The sequence below is a fragment of the Stenotrophomonas rhizophila genome (genome assembly GCF_000661955.1).
Lineage (GTDB): Bacteria > Pseudomonadota > Gammaproteobacteria > Xanthomonadales > Xanthomonadaceae > Stenotrophomonas > Stenotrophomonas rhizophila.
In genome coordinates this window covers 1,965,833-1,982,046 of sequence record NZ_CP007597.1, presented here as the reverse complement: position 1 = coordinate 1,982,046, position 16,214 = coordinate 1,965,833, and the positions used below count along the sequence as shown (strand labels likewise).

The 16,214-nt window shown below is 68.7% G+C and carries 16 protein-coding genes; 11 read left to right on the top strand and 5 right to left on the bottom strand.

The window, feature by feature from the left end:
• The first annotated feature begins 9 nt into the window (after nt 1–9).
• The 3 genes from DX03_RS08550 to DX03_RS08540 all read left to right on the top strand — a co-directional run bounded on the left by DX03_RS08550 (nt 10) and on the right by DX03_RS08540 (nt 5,147).
• Nucleotides 10–1,425, top strand: coding sequence for a Y-family DNA polymerase (locus DX03_RS08550; RefSeq protein WP_038687935.1), 1,416 nt, complete (start codon nt 10–12; stop codon nt 1,423–1,425).
• Nucleotides 1,422–4,523, top strand: coding sequence for an error-prone DNA polymerase (locus DX03_RS08545; RefSeq protein ID WP_038687933.1), 3,102 nt, complete (start codon nt 1,422–1,424; stop codon nt 4,521–4,523). Before DX03_RS08550 ends, DX03_RS08545 begins: the two co-directional genes overlap by 4 nt.
• A gap of 117 nt (nt 4,524–4,640) precedes the next feature.
• The gene (locus DX03_RS08540) at nt 4,641–5,147 is read left to right on the top strand and encodes a hypothetical protein (RefSeq protein ID WP_038687931.1); all 507 of its coding nucleotides are present in this window, start codon (nt 4,641–4,643) and stop codon (nt 5,145–5,147) included.
• Here DX03_RS08540 and ptsJ read toward each other — a convergent pair.
• Nucleotides 5,114–6,436 carry a MocR-like B6 salvage transcription factor PtsJ gene (gene ptsJ / locus DX03_RS08535; protein ID WP_038687929.1) on the bottom strand — a complete coding sequence of 441 codons (1,323 nt, stop codon included), beginning with the start codon at nt 6,434–6,436 and terminating at the stop codon, nt 5,114–5,116. The genes DX03_RS08540 and ptsJ overlap by 34 nt on opposite strands.
• A gap of 89 nt (nt 6,437–6,525) precedes the next feature.
• On the opposite strand from ptsJ, the gene DX03_RS08530 reads away from it, so the two are divergent.
• From DX03_RS08530 to DX03_RS08515, 4 genes are all read left to right on the top strand, one after another.
• Complete coding sequence (locus DX03_RS08530) at nt 6,526–7,305, top strand: YggS family pyridoxal phosphate-dependent enzyme (RefSeq protein ID WP_038687927.1); 780 nt, start codon at nt 6,526–6,528, stop codon at nt 7,303–7,305.
• A complete protein-coding gene (locus DX03_RS08525; RefSeq protein ID WP_051598797.1) occupies nt 7,302–8,036 on the top strand; it encodes a glutamine amidotransferase in 735 nt (244 codons plus the stop codon). Before DX03_RS08530 ends, DX03_RS08525 begins: the two co-directional genes overlap by 4 nt.
• Complete coding sequence (locus DX03_RS08520) at nt 8,033–8,275, top strand: hypothetical protein (RefSeq protein ID WP_038687926.1); 243 nt, start codon at nt 8,033–8,035, stop codon at nt 8,273–8,275. Before DX03_RS08525 ends, DX03_RS08520 begins: the two co-directional genes overlap by 4 nt.
• Nucleotides 8,276–8,371: 96 nt before the next feature.
• On the top strand, nt 8,372–8,794 hold the full coding sequence (locus tag DX03_RS08515; RefSeq protein ID WP_038687924.1) for a hypothetical protein: 423 nt from the start codon (nt 8,372–8,374) through the stop codon (nt 8,792–8,794).
• Nucleotides 8,795–8,805: 11 nt separating this feature from the next.
• On the opposite strand, the gene DX03_RS08510 is transcribed toward DX03_RS08515, so the two are convergent.
• On the bottom strand, nt 8,806–9,717 hold the full coding sequence (locus DX03_RS08510; RefSeq protein ID WP_038687923.1) for a LysR substrate-binding domain-containing protein: 912 nt from the start codon (nt 9,715–9,717) through the stop codon (nt 8,806–8,808).
• A 99-nt stretch (nt 9,718–9,816) separates the two neighbouring features.
• Between DX03_RS08510 and DX03_RS20905 the strand changes: the two genes are divergently transcribed.
• Entirely contained in the window at nt 9,817–10,017 is a 201-nt protein-coding gene (locus DX03_RS20905) for a hypothetical protein (RefSeq protein ID WP_102100622.1), read from the top strand.
• Between the two features lie 61 nt (nt 10,018–10,078).
• On the opposite strand, the gene DX03_RS20675 is transcribed toward DX03_RS20905, so the two are convergent.
• Nucleotides 10,079–11,424, bottom strand: a protein-coding gene (locus DX03_RS20675) for an IS3 family transposase (RefSeq protein WP_425598280.1) whose coding sequence is annotated in 2 segments (ribosomal slippage) — nt 10,079–10,971 and nt 10,971–11,424 — 1,347 coding nt in all. Because the reading frame shifts where the segments join, the coding sequence is not laid out codon by codon here.
• 59 nt (nt 11,425–11,483) lie between these two features.
• Entirely contained in the window at nt 11,484–13,658 is a 2,175-nt protein-coding gene (locus DX03_RS08495) for a hypothetical protein (protein ID WP_038687921.1), read from the bottom strand.
• A gap of 23 nt (nt 13,659–13,681) precedes the next feature.
• Here DX03_RS08495 and DX03_RS08490 point away from each other — a divergent pair, with 23 nt between their 5' ends.
• Together DX03_RS08490 and DX03_RS08485 are read left to right on the top strand one after the other, a co-directional pair.
• The gene (locus tag DX03_RS08490; RefSeq protein WP_185753492.1) at nt 13,682–14,275 is read left to right on the top strand and encodes a hypothetical protein; all 594 of its coding nucleotides are present in this window, start codon (nt 13,682–13,684) and stop codon (nt 14,273–14,275) included.
• Entirely contained in the window at nt 14,272–14,703 is a 432-nt protein-coding gene (locus DX03_RS08485; protein WP_038687918.1) for a hypothetical protein, read from the top strand. The genes DX03_RS08490 and DX03_RS08485 overlap by 4 nt, the downstream gene beginning before the upstream one ends.
• A 14-nt stretch (nt 14,704–14,717) precedes the next feature.
• On the opposite strand, the gene DX03_RS08480 is transcribed toward DX03_RS08485, so the two are convergent.
• Nucleotides 14,718–15,122, bottom strand: coding sequence for a RidA family protein (locus DX03_RS08480; protein WP_038687916.1), 405 nt, complete (start codon nt 15,120–15,122; stop codon nt 14,718–14,720).
• A gap of 132 nt (nt 15,123–15,254) precedes the next feature.
• Between DX03_RS08480 and DX03_RS08475 the strand changes: the two genes are divergently transcribed.
• On the top strand, nt 15,255–16,181 hold the full coding sequence (locus tag DX03_RS08475; RefSeq protein WP_038687914.1) for a LysR family transcriptional regulator: 927 nt from the start codon (nt 15,255–15,257) through the stop codon (nt 16,179–16,181).
• Nucleotides 16,182–16,214 lie beyond the last annotated feature (33 nt).

Sequence of the window (16,214 nt, the reverse complement as noted above, 5' to 3'; positions counted from 1 at the left end):
GCGGCCGCCGTGCACTGGGCCTGCCTGTTGCTGCCACAGCTGGCGCTGGATGCCGCCCTGCGCCAGCAACCCGATCCGTCGGTGCCGCTGGTGCTGCTCAGCGGCCCCGCGCAGCGCCGCGTGCTGCATGCGGTGAGCCCGGCGGCGCGCCAACGGGGGCTGCGCCGCGGCATGCTGCTGTCGGCCGCCCAGGTGCTTACCCGCGACATGCTCACCGTCGAACATGACCCGCGCGCCGAACAGGCCACCCGGCAGCTGCTGGCCAGTTGGCTGTATGGCATCAGCTCGCAGGTCAGCCTGGCCTTCCCGCATGCGCTGGCGCTGGAAATCGGCGCCAGCCGCGCGCTGTTCGGTGACTGGCCCACGATTGAAAAACGCCTGTGCGACGGCCTCAAGGAGCTCGGCTTCCGCCATCGCCTGGTGGCCGCGCCCAATCCGCATGCGGCCTGGGTGCTGACACGCGTGCATGCGCGGTTGGGGGTGGAGGCCCAGCAGCTGGACGCCACCCTGGCCCAGGTGCCAATCGAACACAGCGGGCTGCCGGCCGAGGCGGCCACGGTGCTGGCGCGCTCGGGTCTGCGCACGCTGGGCGCGGCCTTCCAGCTACCGCGCGACAGCCTGGCGCGACGCTTCGCGCCGGCCGTGCTGGCCCACCTGGATGCGCTGCGCGGGATCAGCACGCCGCCGCTGCGCTACTACCAACCGCCGGACCGCTTCGACGCACGCATCGAGTTCGAGTACGAAATCGAATCCACCCAGGCCCTGCTGTTCCCGCTGCGCCGGCTCACCGGTGACCTGGCGGCCTTCCTGTGTTCGCGCGATGGCGGCGTGCAGCGCTTCACGTTGTGGTTCGAACACGACCAGCACCCGGACACCGGCCTGGACATCGGCCTGCTCGCGCCCGAACGCGATGCGGCCATGTTGTTCGAACTGGCGCGCAACCGCGTCGACCACCTGCGCCTGCCTGCCGGCAGCCGTGGCCTGCGCCTGCAGGCCGAGCACCTGCCACCGTTCGTACCGGCCGCACGCGACCTGTTCGATCCCCGCCCGCAACAGGCGATGCCCTGGGAACAGGTGCGCGAGCGGCTGCGTGCCCGGCTCGGCGATGACGCCGTGCAGGGCCTGGGGCTGCGTGCCGAACACCGCCCCGAACGTGCCAGCGGCGATGCCCACGGTGCGCCCAAAGGCCCACCGCCCGTCCTGCCCGTGCGACCGGGCTGGTTGCTGCCACGCCCGCAGCCGCTGCTCGACCCGCACCTGCGCATCGTGTCCGGGCCGGAGCGGATCGAATCGGGCTGGTGGGATGAAGGCGATATCCGCCGCGACTACTACGTCATCGAAACCGGCCAGGGCCAGCGCGGCTGGGCCTATACCAGCGCCGATGGGCGCGGCGGGCCGTGGATGCTGCACGGCTGGTTTTCATGAGCGCCACCCTGCCCGACTACGCCGAACTGCATTGCCTGTCGGCCTTCAGCTTCCAGCGCGGCGCGTCGATCGCCGAGGAACTGTTCGCACGCGCCAAGGGCCAGGGCTACCGCGCGCTGGCGATCACCGACGAATGCTCGCTGGCCGGCATCGTGCGGGCCTGGCAGGCAGCGAAAAAGCATGACCTGGCGCTGATCACCGGCGCGGAGTTCCAGTTGGAAGACGGCCCCAGGCTGGTGCTGCTGTGCACCGACCTGGCCGCCTATGCCGGCCTGTGCCAGCTGATCACCACCTGCCGCCGGCGCGCGCCCAAGGGCGAGTACCGCTGCCTGCGCGAGGATCTGGATACGCTGCCCGACAGCCTGCTGTGCCTGTGGCTGGACCGCGTGCCCAACGCCGATGACGCCGCCTGGCTGCAGGCCCGCTTCGCGCAGCGGCTGTGGCTGGCGGTGGAACTGCATCGGGAGGCTGATGACAGGCAGCGCCTGGCCGCGCTGCACCACTTCGGTCGCGAACATGCCATCCCGCTGGTGGCCAGCGGCGATGTGCACATGCACGTGCGCCGCCGCCGCGCCCTGCAGGACACCCTCACCGCGATCCGCCACCACTGCACCATCGCCGACGCCGGCTGGCGGCTGTTTGCCAACGGCGAGCGGCATATCCGCACCCGCCAGGCGCTGGCCGCGCTGTACCCGCCCGCGCTGCTGGCCGAAACCGTGCGCATCGCCGAGCGCTGCCACTTCGACCTCAAGCAACTGCAGTACACCTACCCGCGCGAACTGATCCCGGCCGGACACGACCCGGCCAGCTGGCTGCGCACGCTGGTGGAGGACGGCATGCGATGGCGCTGGAAGACAGGCGCCACGGCCAAACAACGCACGCAGATCGAACACGAACTCGACCTGATCCATACGAAGCAGTACGAGTCCTACTTCCTGACCGTGCACGACATCGTGCGCTTCGCGCGCAGCCAGAAGATCCTGTGCCAGGGCCGCGGCTCAGCCGCCAATTCCTCGGTGTGCTACGTCCTGGGTGTGACGGAGATCGACCCCAGCGAGATGGAACTGCTGTTCGAGCGCTTCATCTCCGCCGAACGCGACGAGCCGCCGGACATCGACATCGACTTCGAACACGAGCGCCGCGAGGAAGTACTGCAATACGTGTTCAACCGCTATGGCCGCGAACGCGCCGCGCTCACCGCCGTGGCGATCAGCTACCGCGGCCGCAGTGCGGTGCGCGACGTGGCCCGCGTGCTCGGCCTGCCGCCGGACCAGGTCAACGAACTGGCCGCCTGCCTGGACCGCTGGAGCAGCCACGAACCGCTGCCCGAGGCGCTGCGCGAGCGCGGTTTCGACCCGGACACGCCGCTGATGCGGCGGGTAGTGGCGCTCACCAGCGAACTGGTCGACTTCCCGCGCCACCTGTCCCAGCACCCGGGCGGTTTCGTGATTTCCGAACACCCGCTGTCCACCCTGGTGCCGGTGGAGAACGCGGCCATGGCCGACCGCACCGTCATTCAGTGGGACAAGGACGACCTGGACGCCACCGGGCTGATGAAGGTGGACTGCCTGGCGCTGGGCATGCTCACCGCCGTGCGCAAATGCCTGGCCATGCTGCACGCGCACGGCGCGCCCTTGATGGGCATGGCCGATATTCCCCCCGGCGACACGAAAACCTACGACATGATCTGCCGCGCCGACACCCTGGGCGTGTTCCAGATCGAATCGCGTGCGCAGATGGCCATGCTGCCGCGCATGCAGCCGCGCTGTTTCTACGACCTGGTGATCGAAGTGGCGATCGTGCGCCCCGGCCCGATCCAGGGCGACATGGTTCATCCGTATCTGAACCGGCGCAAGAAGCTCAAGGAAGAAGGCATCGAGGAAATCGACTACCCGCCGGCGCTGGAGAAGGTCTTCAAGCGCACCCTCGGCGTGCCGCTGTTCCAGGAACAGGTGATGCAGCTGGCCGTCGCCGCCGCCGGCTTCAGTCCCGGCCAGGCCGATGCGCTGCGCCGTTCGATGGCCGCATGGAAGCGCCATGGCGGGCTGGAGCCGCACCGCGACCGCCTGCTCGCCGGCATGGCGGCCAACAACTACAGCCGCGAATACGGCGAACGCCTGTTCGAGCAGATCAAGGGCTTCGGCAGTTATGGCTTCCCGGAAAGCCACGCGGCCAGCTTCGCGCTGATCACCTATGTCAGTTGCTGGCTCAAGTGCCACCACCCGTCGGCGTTCGCTGCCAGCCTGATCAACAGCCAGCCGCTGGGGTTCTACACCTCCGACCAGATCCTGCAGGACGCGCGCCGCCATGGCGTGCCGGTACTGCCGGTGGATGTGCGCCACAGCGACTGGGACTGCACGCTGCTGCCGCCCACCGCGCCCGACCGCCCGTTCGGCATCCGCCTGGGCCTGCGCCTGATCGACGGCTTCAGCGAAGATGTCGCCACCGCGCTGGTACAGGCACGCGCCCGGCAGCCGTTCGACAGCGTGGCCGACCTCAGCCAGCGCGCGCGGCTGGATCGCCGCCACCAGGGCCTGCTCGCCGATGCGGGGGCGTTGAAGGGATTGAGCGGCCATCGCCATCGTGCGCGCTGGGAAGTGTCGGGCGTGGAAAAGCCGTTGCCGCTGTTCGACACCGCGCGGGCCACCGTGGAAGCCAGCGTGCCGTTGCCGCCGCCCAGTGCGTTGGAGGACATGCAGGCCGACTACAACAGCACCGGCACCACCCTGGGCCGGCACATGGTGGCCTTCATCCGCGCGCAGCTGCGCCAGCGCCGCTGCCAGCGCTCGGACGAACTGGCGGCCCTGCCGCATGGGCGCACCGTGCGGTTTGCCGGGCTGGTGCGGATGCGCCAACGCCCGCAGACCGCCAGCGGCGTCACCTTCCTGACCCTGGAAGACGAATGCGGCATGGTCAACGCCGTGGTCTGGCGCAAGACCGCCGACCGCCAGCACCGGGTGCTGGTGGAAGCACGGATGATGCAGATCGACGGCCGCCTGGAGCGCGTGGACGGCGTGCAGCACCTGATCGTGAGGCAGATGTACAACATCGATTCGCTGATCGAAGGGGTGCGCACGCACAGTCGGGATTTCCATTGATGCCGCGCAGCAACACGTGACCAACTTCACGATCACTGCAAATACAGACTTTCCCGACTGGTGTCGCAATCAACCAGTGCGGTATGGTCGCGAGCTTCCAAGGATCTGGAGCCGCCAATGTCACGCGCACTCACCGTCACCACGCTGGTTGTCTCCAGCCTTGCGCTTGTCGTTTCCGCCTGGACCGGCCTGCGCCTACACCAGAGCCAATCGCACGACCGGGTGATCACCGCACGCGGGCTGGTCATCCAGGACAGCACCGGCCAGGCCCGGGTGATCCTGGGCGCACCGGTGCCGGACCCGCTCAGCAAGGGCATCTCGCAGGGGCCGCGTGCATCGCCGCTGTCCGGGCTGATCCTGCTCGGCGCCGACGGTTCCGAACGGGGCGGCTACGGCACGGCCGATGTCGGTGATGAAGCCATGCTCACCCTGGACGATGCCAGTGGCACCACCGAAGTGTTCAAGGTCACCGCCAACCCGGATCGCGGCGCCACCCTGGTGATCAAGCACCAGAACAGCACCGGTGCCATGCTCACGTCCTGGCAGGGCAAGCCGGAATTGATCTTCGTCGGCGACAACGGCCAGTCGCACTACGTGCGCCCGAGTACCCCCAGCGCGCCCTGATCCTCCAGCGCCTGGCGCAGGTCAAGCGCAACGCGCCGCGCATCGCCGGCCGTCAGCATGGCCGTGGTGATGCGCAGGCCGTGCACGCCGGGCTGCACGGCAAACACTTCGCCGCCGCGCAGTTGCCACCCGCGCTGGGCCATGGCCAGCACCAGCGGCTGGCTGTCGGCGGCCAGCGGCACCCACAGGTTCAACCCATCCATTACCGCCGGGGTGTGGATGCCCTGCTCGCCCAGCGCCTGCTGCAACACCTGGCAACGCTGCGCATAATCGCGCCCGGCCTTGGCCACGCGCGCCATCACCCGCGCCGAGCCCAGCGCCGCGGCTGCCGCATCCTGCAGCAGGTGGCTGACCCAGCCGGTGCCGGGGGCCATGCGCAGGCGCAGGCGTGCGGCGGTGTCGGCGTCGCAGCCCAGCACCGCCAGGCGCAGGTCCGGCCCGAGCGCCTTGGACAGCGAACGCACCAGCACCCAGCGCCGCGTGCGCGGGGCGATCACCGAGTGGTACGGCTGCTGCGACAACACTGCGAAATGATCGTCCACCAGCACCAGCACCTGCGGATGCCGGTCCAGCACCTGGCGCAGTTCGCGCGCGCGGCGCTGGCTGAGGCTGGCGCCGGTCGGGTTGTGCGCACGCGGGGTCAGCAGCACCGCACGTGCGCCTGCCTCCAGCGCCGCCGCCAGCGCCGCCGGCACCATGCCGTGTTCATCGATGGCCACCGCCAGCGTGGCGTGCCCGCCCGCGCGCAGGGTGTTGAGGCTGCCGAGAAAACACGGATTCTCCACCGCCACGCGGTCGCCGGGCACCAGCCAGCTGCCCAGCACCCGCTCGATCGCATCGACCGCGCCGTGGCTGAGTTCCAGCGCGTACCCAGGCGGGCAATCCGGGTCCAGCTGCGCGCGCGCCAGGCGCTCCAGCTGCGGGTCGATGGTGGGGGTGCCGTACAGGCGCGGAGCCCGTTCCGGCAACAACCCCCGCAGGTCCGGCAGCCACTGCGGGTCGGGGTTGCCACTGGACAGGTCGTGCAGCGCCGAGCCCGCCGCACTGCCCTCCTGCGCGCCCGCGGTCGGGGGCGCGGTCACCACCGTGCCGCGCCGGCCCTGGGTGTGCGCCAGCCCAGCCGCGTCCAGCCGCTTGTAGGCGGCCGCCACGGTATTGCGGTTGATCTGCAGCTGCAGGGCCAGGTCGCGGACCGGTGGCAGCAGCTGCCCCGGCTCCAATGCGCCACTGAGGATCTGCTGGCGGATGCTGTCGAACACCGCGCTGGCGGTCTGGCCGGTGATTTTCATTTTGTCCTATGCCAATATACGGATCGTCCCGGGACAGTGTTGCACGCGCCGGACCGCCCGTGCAGCCGCCCTCGCTTCAGGAGCTCCCCATGCCCATCGCACGCCCCGACTGGCCGCAGGCCACCACCGTCGACGCCATCGCCCACAACCTGGAGGCCGTGCGCCACCGCATCGCGCGCGCCTGCGAACGTGCCGGCCGCGATCCGGCCGGCGTGCGCCTGCTGCCGGTCAGCAAGACTGTCGACCAGGCACGGCTGCGCCTGGCCTGGGAAGCCGGCTGCCGCGAACTGGGCGAGAACAAGGTGCAGGAGGCGCAGGCCAAGGCTGATGGCATGGCCGACCTGCCCATCCGCTGGTCGGTGATCGGCCACCTGCAGACCAACAAGGCCCGCGACGTGGCGCGCTTCGCCAGTGAGTTCCAGGCACTGGACAGCCTCCGCGTGGCCGAAGCGCTGGACCGACGCCTGGCGCTGGAGCAGCGCACGTTGGACGTGTTCGTGCAGGTCAACACCTCCGGTGAGGCCAGCAAGTACGGCCTGGACCCGATCGCGGTTGCCGACTTCGTACAGCAGTTGCCGGCGTTTCCCCAGCTGCGCGTGCGCGGGCTGATGACGCTGGCGGTGTTCTCGCCGGACCCGGACCAGGTGCGCCCGTGCTTCGTGCGTCTGCGCGAATTGCGCGACCGCCTGCGGCCCGGCCTGCCGACGGGCATCGTCCTGGACGACCTGTCGATGGGCATGTCCGGCGACTTCGACCTGGCCATCGAAGAAGGCGCCACCGTGGTGCGGGTCGGCCAGGCCATCTTCGGCGCACGCGCCACCCCGGACAGTTTCTACTGGCCCAGCTCCGCCGCCGAGGGCACCCCATGAAGGCGGTGGCAATCCAGCACGTCGCGTTCGAAGACACCGGGATACTCGCCCCGTTGCTGGCCGCACGCGGTTGGCACCTGCAGGTGCTGCAGGCCGGCATCGACCGCCTGGACGACGCCGAGACCGCCGACCTGCTGATCGTGCTGGGCGGCCCGATCAGCGCCAACGATGTCCACGCCTACCCGCATCTGCGCGTGCTGCATGCCCTGCTGCGCTCCCGCTTGGCCGCGCACCGCCCGACGCTGGGCATCTGCCTGGGCGCGCAGCTGGTGGCACGCGCACTCGGCGGCAGCGTGACGCCGATGGGCGCGAAGGAAATCGGCTTCGCGCCATTGTCGCTGACCGATGCCGGCCTCGCCTCGCCCCTGCGCGCCCTGGTGGGCATCCCGGTGCTGCACTGGCATGGCGAAACCTTCACCCTGCCCGACGGTGCACAGCGCCTGGCGGCCACGCCCGCCTGCGCGCAGCAGGCGTTCGCCATCGGCCACCACCTGCTGGCCCTGCAGTGCCATCCCGAGGTCGACGCCACCCGCATCGACACCTGGCTGATCGGCCATGCCGACGAACTGCAGCGCGCGGGTATTGATCCCCGCACCCTGCGCGAACAGGCCGCCCGTTACGCCGCGCCCCTGGCGGCCGCGGCACGCGACCTCTTCGCCGCCTGGCTGGATGCGCTGCCGCCGCCAACGTCGGTTGCCGCCGCGCCCATCGCCACGGCGGTGCCCGCATGAGCAGCCATCGCCTGATCGTGCACCAGCACGGCGTGCTGCTTGGCCACTTCGACAGCCAAGGTCCACAGGCCCGGCGTCACCTGCATACCCTGGCCGCGCAGTTGCCGGCCGCCGCCGGCTTCCAGCTGCAATGGCAGCAGGCCATCGGCGAACAGCGGCTGTTGAGCAGCGGCCCGGCGGGCCTGAAGGTACTGGGCAGCGAAGTGGTCTATCAGGACATCGCCACGCCCGCAGCATAAGGACACGCTGCCGGCTTGTTCCGCCCACGCCACCGCGCCTACCATCCCGCCAGAGGCCTGCCGCGGTGGTGGGCCCACCGCCGGGCGGAGCACCCCATGGACAGCTATGACGCAATGGAACGCTACATGACCATCGCGCGCTATCTCAGCCTCTTCGCACTGCTGGCCCAACTGGTCCTGCTTGGCCTGCAAGTGGCGGCCTACCGTCGGCACCGTCATGCAAGCTTTCTGGTGCTCAGCCTGGCCAGCATCATCGGACTGGCCTATGGGGCGGTGATCGGCCTGCCGTATTTCACCGCCAGTGCCATGCCGCATGTCCTGTCCCTGATCACGGTGGGGGGCGTGATCGGCATAGCGGCCACGCTGCTGGGGATCACCGGCACGATGCTGCTGTTCCGTGCCTATCGCGGGCTGGTCGAGGACAACGCGCGCGTAAAGGCCCGGCTGGCCGTGCTCGAAGCACAGCAGGCCGGCCCGCCACTGCCGGCCACGGTACCCGGTTCGTCACTGCACCCGTAATAACAGCGGCGTCAGAGGTCCACGGGGCGTGCCAGTGTCTGCATGTGCCGGGCATGCTCGCCCGCCTGCGCATGCAACCACGACCGGAAGGACAGGAACCCCTGGTGCGTTGATGAGCGCGGCGGATACACCAGCCAATGCGACCAGCGCGTCTTCAAACGGTGCGGCGACAAGGCAACCAACTGGCCCGAGTCGAGCAGCAGCCGCGCCCGTGTCACCCGCCCCAGCGCCACCCCGAAGCCGTCCAGGGCGGCGCGATGGTGTGACTCCGACTCGTTGAGCATGGCCACGTAGCGGCGCGGCGGGTCTTGGCCGATTTGTGTAAACCAGCGCTGCCATTCGCCATCGGGATCCCCCAACAGCGGCCATTCCGAGAGCGGGCGCGCATCCACGCCGCCCATGCGATCCACCAGCGCGGGGCTGGCCATCGGCATCAACCACTCATCGAACAACGGCTCGGCGTGCACTCCCGCCCACTGCCCGGCACCCACGCGCAGCGCGGCATCGCACTGCACGTTGCGGTCGAAATCGGTCAGGCGTTCGCTGGACTCCAGGTTGAACTCGATCTCCGGGTGCGCGGCCACGAACGAGCCCAGCCGCGGCACCAGCCAGTTGGAGGCCATCGAAGGCAGCGCGCTGACCGTGAGCACGCGGTCGTGGCGTGCACCGAACGGTTGGAAGACCTGCTGGATCGCATCCAGGTGCGGGCCGACCTGCTCTAGCAGGCGCTGGCCCTCCGGCGTCACCCCCACCCCGCGCGGCTGCCGCAGCAGCAGCGGGTAGCCCAGCCGCTGCTCGAGCTGGCGCATCTGGTGACTGAGCGCGCTGACCGTCAGGTTCAACGACTCCGCCGCCCGGGTGAGGTTGCCCAGGCGCGCGGCGGTGACGAAATTCTGCAGGGACTGCAGGGGCATGCGGGACATGTCGACTTGAATCCTGTTCAAGACCAGGTTGCGGAAATGTCGCTTTTTCGCCCCGCATCCTGCATCTATCGTCAACGCTCCTCAAGTGGAGCGTCGACCATGAACATCTACAGCGGCCTGTTGTTCCTGCAGGGGCACATCACCCACGTCGATCTGGCGCGCCAGCTGGCGGGCGTGGAAGCGGCGCCCGCGGCGCCCTCCCCAACGGGTAAGCGGGAGGCGGCATGCGGCGCAGCCAGAACTGGCGATGAGGCGCGTCCGGGTGCGCCACGGCAACGGGACGCGTGCGCCGATGCCTGAGTGTGCGGACGCGTGTGCAGCCACGCATGTGAACTGACCCCACAAAGTTGGACAGTGGGATCTAGGTACCGAAGGCTTGGATCCGGAATTGAACCGGGCTCTGGCCATTCAGTTTGAGCTTGATGCGCTGGTGATTGTAGTACCGGATGTAGTGGTCCAGTCCGCGTTTGAGCTGGTCAATGCTGGTGAAGCGCTTGAGATGGAAGAATTCCGATTTCAGGGTGCCAAAGAAGCTCTCCATGGCGGCATTGTCCAGGCAATTGCCCTTGCGCGACATGCTCTGCGTGACGGCCTGTTTTTTCAGCAGGTGCTGGTATGTCCGGTGCTGGTACTGCCAACCCTGATCTGAGTGAAGAAGTGGCTTTTCACCGGACTTCAGTCGCAAGAAGGCCTTGCCGAGCATGGCTGTGACCATATCCAGCAATGGGCGTGTGTTTGTCTGGTAGGCCACGATTTCGCCGTTGTACAAGTCCATGATCGGCGACAGATAGAGCTTTTTCCCGCCCACCCTGAACTCCGTGACGTCGGTAACCCACTTTTGATTAGGACGTGAAGCATGAAATTCGCGTTGAAGGGTGTTCGGGGCAACCGCGCCCACCGCGCCGCGGTATGAGGTGTACTTTTTCACCCGCACCACCGATTTGAGGCCCATCAACCCCATCAGACGTTGGACGACCTTGCGATTGATCAGCTCGCCGGCCTGGCGCAGTTCATCGGCAATGCGTCGGTAGCCATATAGGCCTTCATGGCGACGGTAGATTGCCTTGATGCGGCGCTTCAACCCGGCCTGATGGTCAGGCCGGGAGATGGCCTGAGTCTGGTAATAGAACGTGCTGCGAGATAGCGCTGCCGCTTTGAGCAAAAGCGACAGTCGGTGATGCTGCCTCAATCCTTGGACGGCTTGCGCTGTAATGCGCGCTTGGCCGCCTGCTCTTCCTGGATCAAGGCATCGAGTTTTTTTAGGAAGGCATTCTCCGCGCGCAGATACTCCACCTCCTTGAGCAGCTGATCGTGCGTGAGATCCTTGGCAGGCTGGGAGGTCGCGGGCTTTTTTCTCATTCGGAATCGATCACGAGTGGGCGTCAGTGCGCCGATACCACCCGAATCATACTGCCGCTGCCAACGGGGGATGACGCCGGGTCCAGCAATCCCGAAGATTGCCATGGCCTGACGTACCGAAAGGCCATCACGGCTCATCCGCGCCAGAACCGACACCTTGAACTGGTCGGTGTAGCGCCCAGCATCGATCAGGAAGCTGTCCTGTCCATGGTGGCGGTAAGCAGCGATCCACCGATGGACCATTGATGGATCCAGCCCATGCCGCGCGGCTACAGCCCTCACCGGGAGGGTGCCTGCGGCACCCTCCCGGGCGACCTTGAGTTTGAAACACCTGTCGTACTTCGTCATGAACACCCCGGCTATTGAATGGGTGTCCAACTTCCGGGGGTCAGTTCAATGGCGTGGCTCTACCGGGGGGCCGGCAGCACGCGTGGCTGCTGGTCGTACCACTCGCGTGCGCCGGCCAGGTGCCACTTGCGCTCCTGGCCGTCCAGTTCGATGCCCGCGCCCAGAACGCCCCAGCGCAGGTACAGGTTGCCGCGGCGCCGCGCCTCGGCCAGGTCCAGCCGCGCGCGTAGCGACAGCCGCTCGTTTTCGGCCTGCAGGTCATCCACCCACATTTCGCCACTGCGCCAGCGCAACTGCCCGCTGGCCTGCACCTCGCCGGAATCGAGCATGCCCAGCACCCAGCGCGGGTACGCGCTGCGCTCGGCGAACACGCCCAGCAGCGGTCCCGCATCGCGCAGGCGCAGATCGGCCTGGGCGGTGACCTCAAACGGCGCAGCCGCATCGATATGGCCCTGGCGCAGTGCCACCGTGCCCCACCAGTTGGCCTGTCCGCCGCTGTCGCCGACCTGGATGTTGCGCAACGCTACCGTGGTGCCGCCCAGATCGAACTGCTTGGCATCGAAGTCGGCACGCTTTACCCGTGCCTGCAGCTGCGCGTCGCCGCGCAGCGCGATACCGGCCACCTGCAGTTGTGCGCCGCGCCCGCGCAGGTCGGCCCGGCCGGTGCCCACGCGACCGGCCGAATCCAGTTCCACATCGCCACTGAGCAGGCCGGTACCGCCCAGCAGGCGCACATTGCCAGTGCCGCCGCCCAGGTAGCGGTTGTACGCGGTGAGGTCGGGCACGCGCGCGTCGTTGAAGCGCAGGTGCGCACGCATGCCGTCACGCAACTGCTGCAGGCGGGCGTCGCCGCGCAGGGTCAGCGCCATGGCGTGGCCGTCGAACAGCAGCGCCTTGGGCGCGCCGGTCGGTGCCGCGCGGAACGCCGGGATCTTTACGTCCAGCTGCGCCTGCGCCGGTTCGCCGGCCACGATGCTGCCGTGCGCATTGGCCTGCCCGAGCAGCCGCACCCCGGCCACCTCGGCCACGGCCGCCACCTGCGGGATGTCCAGCGTACTGCCCGCCGCCAGCTGGCCATCGGCAATCTTCAGGTCGCCTTCCAGCAGGCCGCCGCCATCGAGGTGGAACCACGGCTTGCGCACGAACAGATCGGCGATCCAGTTCAGCGACTCGAACTTCCATGCGCCCTGCACCTGCCCGGTCAGCCGCGGCAGCAGTTCGGCCGGGGCGCGGAACGGGATTTTACGGCCGGTGATGCGCAGGTCGGCATGCAGTTCGCTGCCGGTTTCCGGGTCACGGGGCAACCGTGCCTGCACGCGCATGTCCTGTGCCACATCCAGCTGCAGCGCCAGCAGCCCGCGATCATCGGCGTTCACCCCGGCATGCACCGGCACCCGCCACACCACCCGGCTGCCGGGTTGCAGCGCCCCCCGGTCCAGCACCACATCGCCGGTAAGACGGGCGTTCGACGGCGCGCTGCCGACGCTGACGTGCGGTCCGCCGGTGTCGATTTCCACGGCGCGGCTGCGCGCATCCACCTGCAGTTGTGCCCAGGTGATGTCCAGCTTGCGCAGGCCCGGCGCTTCGTCGCGGTAGTGGCGCGGGAAATGGAACCGCGCCGCAAGGTGGGCCTCATCGAGCACCCGCACCCCGCCCACGGTCACCTCGGCCTGCTCGAACCCGGCCGTGGAGTCGAACAATTCAGACGGCCCGCCCTTCAACTGCTTGAGGAAGCCGACCGTGCCGTGCCCCTGCCCTGCGATGAAGAGCGTGCCGAAACGGCCGCTGCGGATGCTGTCGCTGTGGATCGCGTCGAAGCGCAGCGTCCAGCCGCGGTCGCTGCGCGGCGGCGGCGGAATGCCCTTGTCCACGCGCTCGACCTCGGCCTCCACGCCCGTGGCCTCGATACGCGGTATGCGCACCTCACGGCGGAACAGCGCCGGCAGGTCGATCCAGGCGCCCGCGCGGTCGGCGCGGAAAATGTAGACCGTGTGCCCGGCCTGCCCGCGCATGCGCACGTTCCAGACCACGGCATGGCCAGGCAGCAGGGTCAGCGCCGGCCCGGTCTGCATGCTGAACTTTTCAGGTTTGCGGTTGGTGACCGCGTCGAACAACGGCGTATTGAGGAACACGTTGCCGGCGATCAGGTACAGCGCATACAGCGCCAGCAGCGAGAGCAACGCCACGCGCCACGGCCGGGGCCAGCGCCGGACGCGCTCGGGAATCAGGGGCATGTAGATACGCGCGCGGAAGCAGAATGACCCTCACACTATCGGCAGACCGCTGGCGCAGCCGCGTGAAGACGACGCACGACAGCGTGCGGCAGGTCACTCCGCGCGGGGTGCGGGCACCGTTGCGCCAACGCGCTGCATGCCTTTACTGTGCCATCGCGCCGGCAGTGATCGCGGCCGGACCGAAGACAGCAAAGGAGCGTGACGGCATGATGCAGGTCGTGGAGACCTTCGGCCTTGAACTGGTCGCCTGGATGGGAGGCGTGGCAGCGGGGTATCTGGCGTGGGCGTCCGCGCCGTTCTGGTGGCCCGCGATGCGGGCGTTCGGCGGCCGTCGCCGGCTTCCGCGCCCGCTGCTGTTCAGTACCTGCGCCGGGTGCATGGCCTATGCGGCGTACCTGGCGTTCCTGGTCGCACTGCGCCTTCTGATCCTCGCGGCACCGCCCGTGTCCGCCGCGCTGGATCAGCTGGCATCACACCCCGGCATGGCCGCGACGCTGCTTGCCGCACTCGTGTACGGCCTGCCCCTGCTGGTGTTTACCGGATGGGCTGCGCGCTTTCTCGGCGCACGCTGGGCGCGGCTCCTGCCGCCGCCCCTTGATGCGCGGCCCGCAACATGATCCGTGAAGACGCGATCCTCCATGGTCTGGTGCTGCTCTGGGTGTCAGTACCGTTGTGGGCGCCGGCCCTGCGCGCCTGCCTGCCCTGGCGTCGCCTTCCCTGTGCCGGCAGGTTCACCCTGACGGTTGCGGCGCTGGTCTACGGCGCCTTCGCCGCCTGCGTGGCGCTGGTGATGCTGCCGGCAGAGGTGCTGGCCATATTCATCGGCCCGCAACTGCTCGAGATGGGCTCACCCGCCGGCCGCTGGGTGAGCGCGCTGCATGCCGATGTCGTGTTGCCGGTGTTTTCGGCCTTCATCCCGGCGCTGCCCGGCGTGACCTGGGTGGTCATGCTGTTGCTGGCCAGGCGCTGGCCGGTCATCTGCGCCCGACTGGGCCTGCACGTCCTGCCTGTCCCCCAGCCATCCCCAGACAGCACAGGCGCCTAGCGGGCGAATGCCGTTCAGTGCGCCGCCGCGTCCGGCAGCGTGGCGATCACCTTGATTTCCACGTCGAACCCATACAACCAGGTCACCCCGATGCCGGTCAGGGTTGGATACGGCGCCTGGCCCCAGTACTCGGGCACGATCGCCCAGACGCGTTCGAAGATCGCTTCGGGATCGACCAGGAACACGGTAACGTCGACCACGTCGTCGAACGTGCAGCCAGCCGCGCCCAGCACGGCGTTGAGGTTCTCGAACGCGCGTCGCACCTGGTCCTCGAGCACCGGTTCGGGCGAACCGTCCTCGCGGCTGCCGACCTGCCCGGACACGAACAGGAGGCCATTGGCGCGTACCGCCGGCGAATAGCGGTTACGTTCGTACAGGGCCTGCCGGCCCGGCGGGAAGACCACGTCACGGGTTGCCATCGTTTTCTCCAAGGGCCATCAGGCCGATCCAGTGCACTGCCGCCACGGTAGGCCGACGCGGCCCCGTGATAAACGCCCCACACCGACCATCACTGTTTGTAGAATCCAAACAATTCCTCCCGGATGCCCCGCATGGACCGGTTCGACGCAATGCAGGCCTTCGCCCGGGTGGTGGAAACCGGCAGCTTCACCAAGGCCGCGCAGAGCCTGCACCTGAGCAGGACCACGGTTACCCAGCTGGTGCAACAGCTGGAGGCGCGGTTGCGCGTGCGCCTGCTCAATCGCACGACGCGGCAGGTCAACCTCAGCGCCGACGGCGCGGCCTACTACGAGCGCGTGTTGCGCCTGCTGGCCGACATTGACGATGCCGAAACCAGCCTGTCCGGCGCAGCCGCCGCGCCGCGCGGGCGCCTGCGCGTGGATGCGCCCGCGCCCCTGGCGCGCCTGATCCTGGCGCCGGCACTGCCCGGCTTCCATGCGCGTTACCCGGAGATCCAGCTGCACCTGGGTGTCAGCGACCGCAATGTCGACCTGATCGACGAGCGCGTGGACGCGGTAATCCGCGGCGGCGAGATCACCACGCCGTCACTGGTGGCCCGTCGCATCGGCGACCTGCAGGCCGGCCTGTACGCCGCGCCCGCCTACCTGGCGCAGGCCGGCACACCGGTGGACCCGCACGACCTGGAAAGCAGCCCCCACCACATCGTCGGCTACCTGCGCGCGCGCACCGACACGGTATTGCCCTTTGCCCTGCGCCGCGACGACCAGCAGCGCGACGTGCACGGGCGGTATCTGCTGGCGGTGGATGATGGCAACGCCTATCTGGCCGCGGGCGTGGCCGGGCTCGGCGTGCTGTGGCTGCCCGACTACATGGCCGCCGCGCACGTCACCAGCGGCGCGCTGGTGCGCGTGCTGTCGGACTGGCAGGTGGCGCCCATGCCGCTGTATGTTGCGTTTCCGCCGAACCGCCACGTCAGTGCCAAGCTGCGCGTGTTCATCGACTGGGTGGCGGCGCTGCTGGAAACGGTCGCCCCGGTCCAGACGCTGCGCCCGCGCTGACCCTGCTGTCACTGACCCGCTTGACCGAGACCG

What these genes read in the sequence shown, in the direction of transcription:
- DX03_RS08475 (WP_038687914.1), top strand. Translation starts at nt 15,255, where the DNA reads ATGGACCGGTTCGACGCAATGCAGGCCTTCGCCCGGGTGGTGGAAACC.
- DX03_RS08510 (WP_038687923.1), bottom strand. Translation starts at nt 9,717, where the DNA reads ATGTCCCGCATGCCCCTGCAGTCCCTGCAGAATTTCGTCACCGCCGCG.
- DX03_RS08545 (WP_038687933.1), top strand. Translation starts at nt 1,422, where the DNA reads ATGAGCGCCACCCTGCCCGACTACGCCGAACTGCATTGCCTGTCGGCC.
- DX03_RS08530 (WP_038687927.1), top strand. Translation starts at nt 6,526, where the DNA reads ATGCCCATCGCACGCCCCGACTGGCCGCAGGCCACCACCGTCGACGCC.
- DX03_RS08515 (WP_038687924.1), top strand. Translation starts at nt 8,372, where the DNA reads ATGGACAGCTATGACGCAATGGAACGCTACATGACCATCGCGCGCTAT.
- DX03_RS08540 (WP_038687931.1), top strand. Translation starts at nt 4,641, where the DNA reads ATGTCACGCGCACTCACCGTCACCACGCTGGTTGTCTCCAGCCTTGCG.
- DX03_RS08520 (WP_038687926.1), top strand. Translation starts at nt 8,033, where the DNA reads ATGAGCAGCCATCGCCTGATCGTGCACCAGCACGGCGTGCTGCTTGGC.
- DX03_RS08480 (WP_038687916.1), bottom strand. Translation starts at nt 15,122, where the DNA reads ATGGCAACCCGTGACGTGGTCTTCCCGCCGGGCCGGCAGGCCCTGTAC.
- ptsJ (WP_038687929.1), bottom strand. Translation starts at nt 6,436, where the DNA reads ATGAAAATCACCGGCCAGACCGCCAGCGCGGTGTTCGACAGCATCCGC.
- DX03_RS20905 (WP_102100622.1), top strand. Translation starts at nt 9,817, where the DNA reads ATGAACATCTACAGCGGCCTGTTGTTCCTGCAGGGGCACATCACCCAC.
- DX03_RS08525 (WP_051598797.1), top strand. Translation starts at nt 7,302, where the DNA reads ATGAAGGCGGTGGCAATCCAGCACGTCGCGTTCGAAGACACCGGGATA.
- DX03_RS08490 (WP_185753492.1), top strand. Translation starts at nt 13,682, where the DNA reads ATGACCCTCACACTATCGGCAGACCGCTGGCGCAGCCGCGTGAAGACG.
- DX03_RS08485 (WP_038687918.1), top strand. Translation starts at nt 14,272, where the DNA reads ATGATCCGTGAAGACGCGATCCTCCATGGTCTGGTGCTGCTCTGGGTG.
- DX03_RS08495 (WP_038687921.1), bottom strand. Translation starts at nt 13,658, where the DNA reads ATGCCCCTGATTCCCGAGCGCGTCCGGCGCTGGCCCCGGCCGTGGCGC.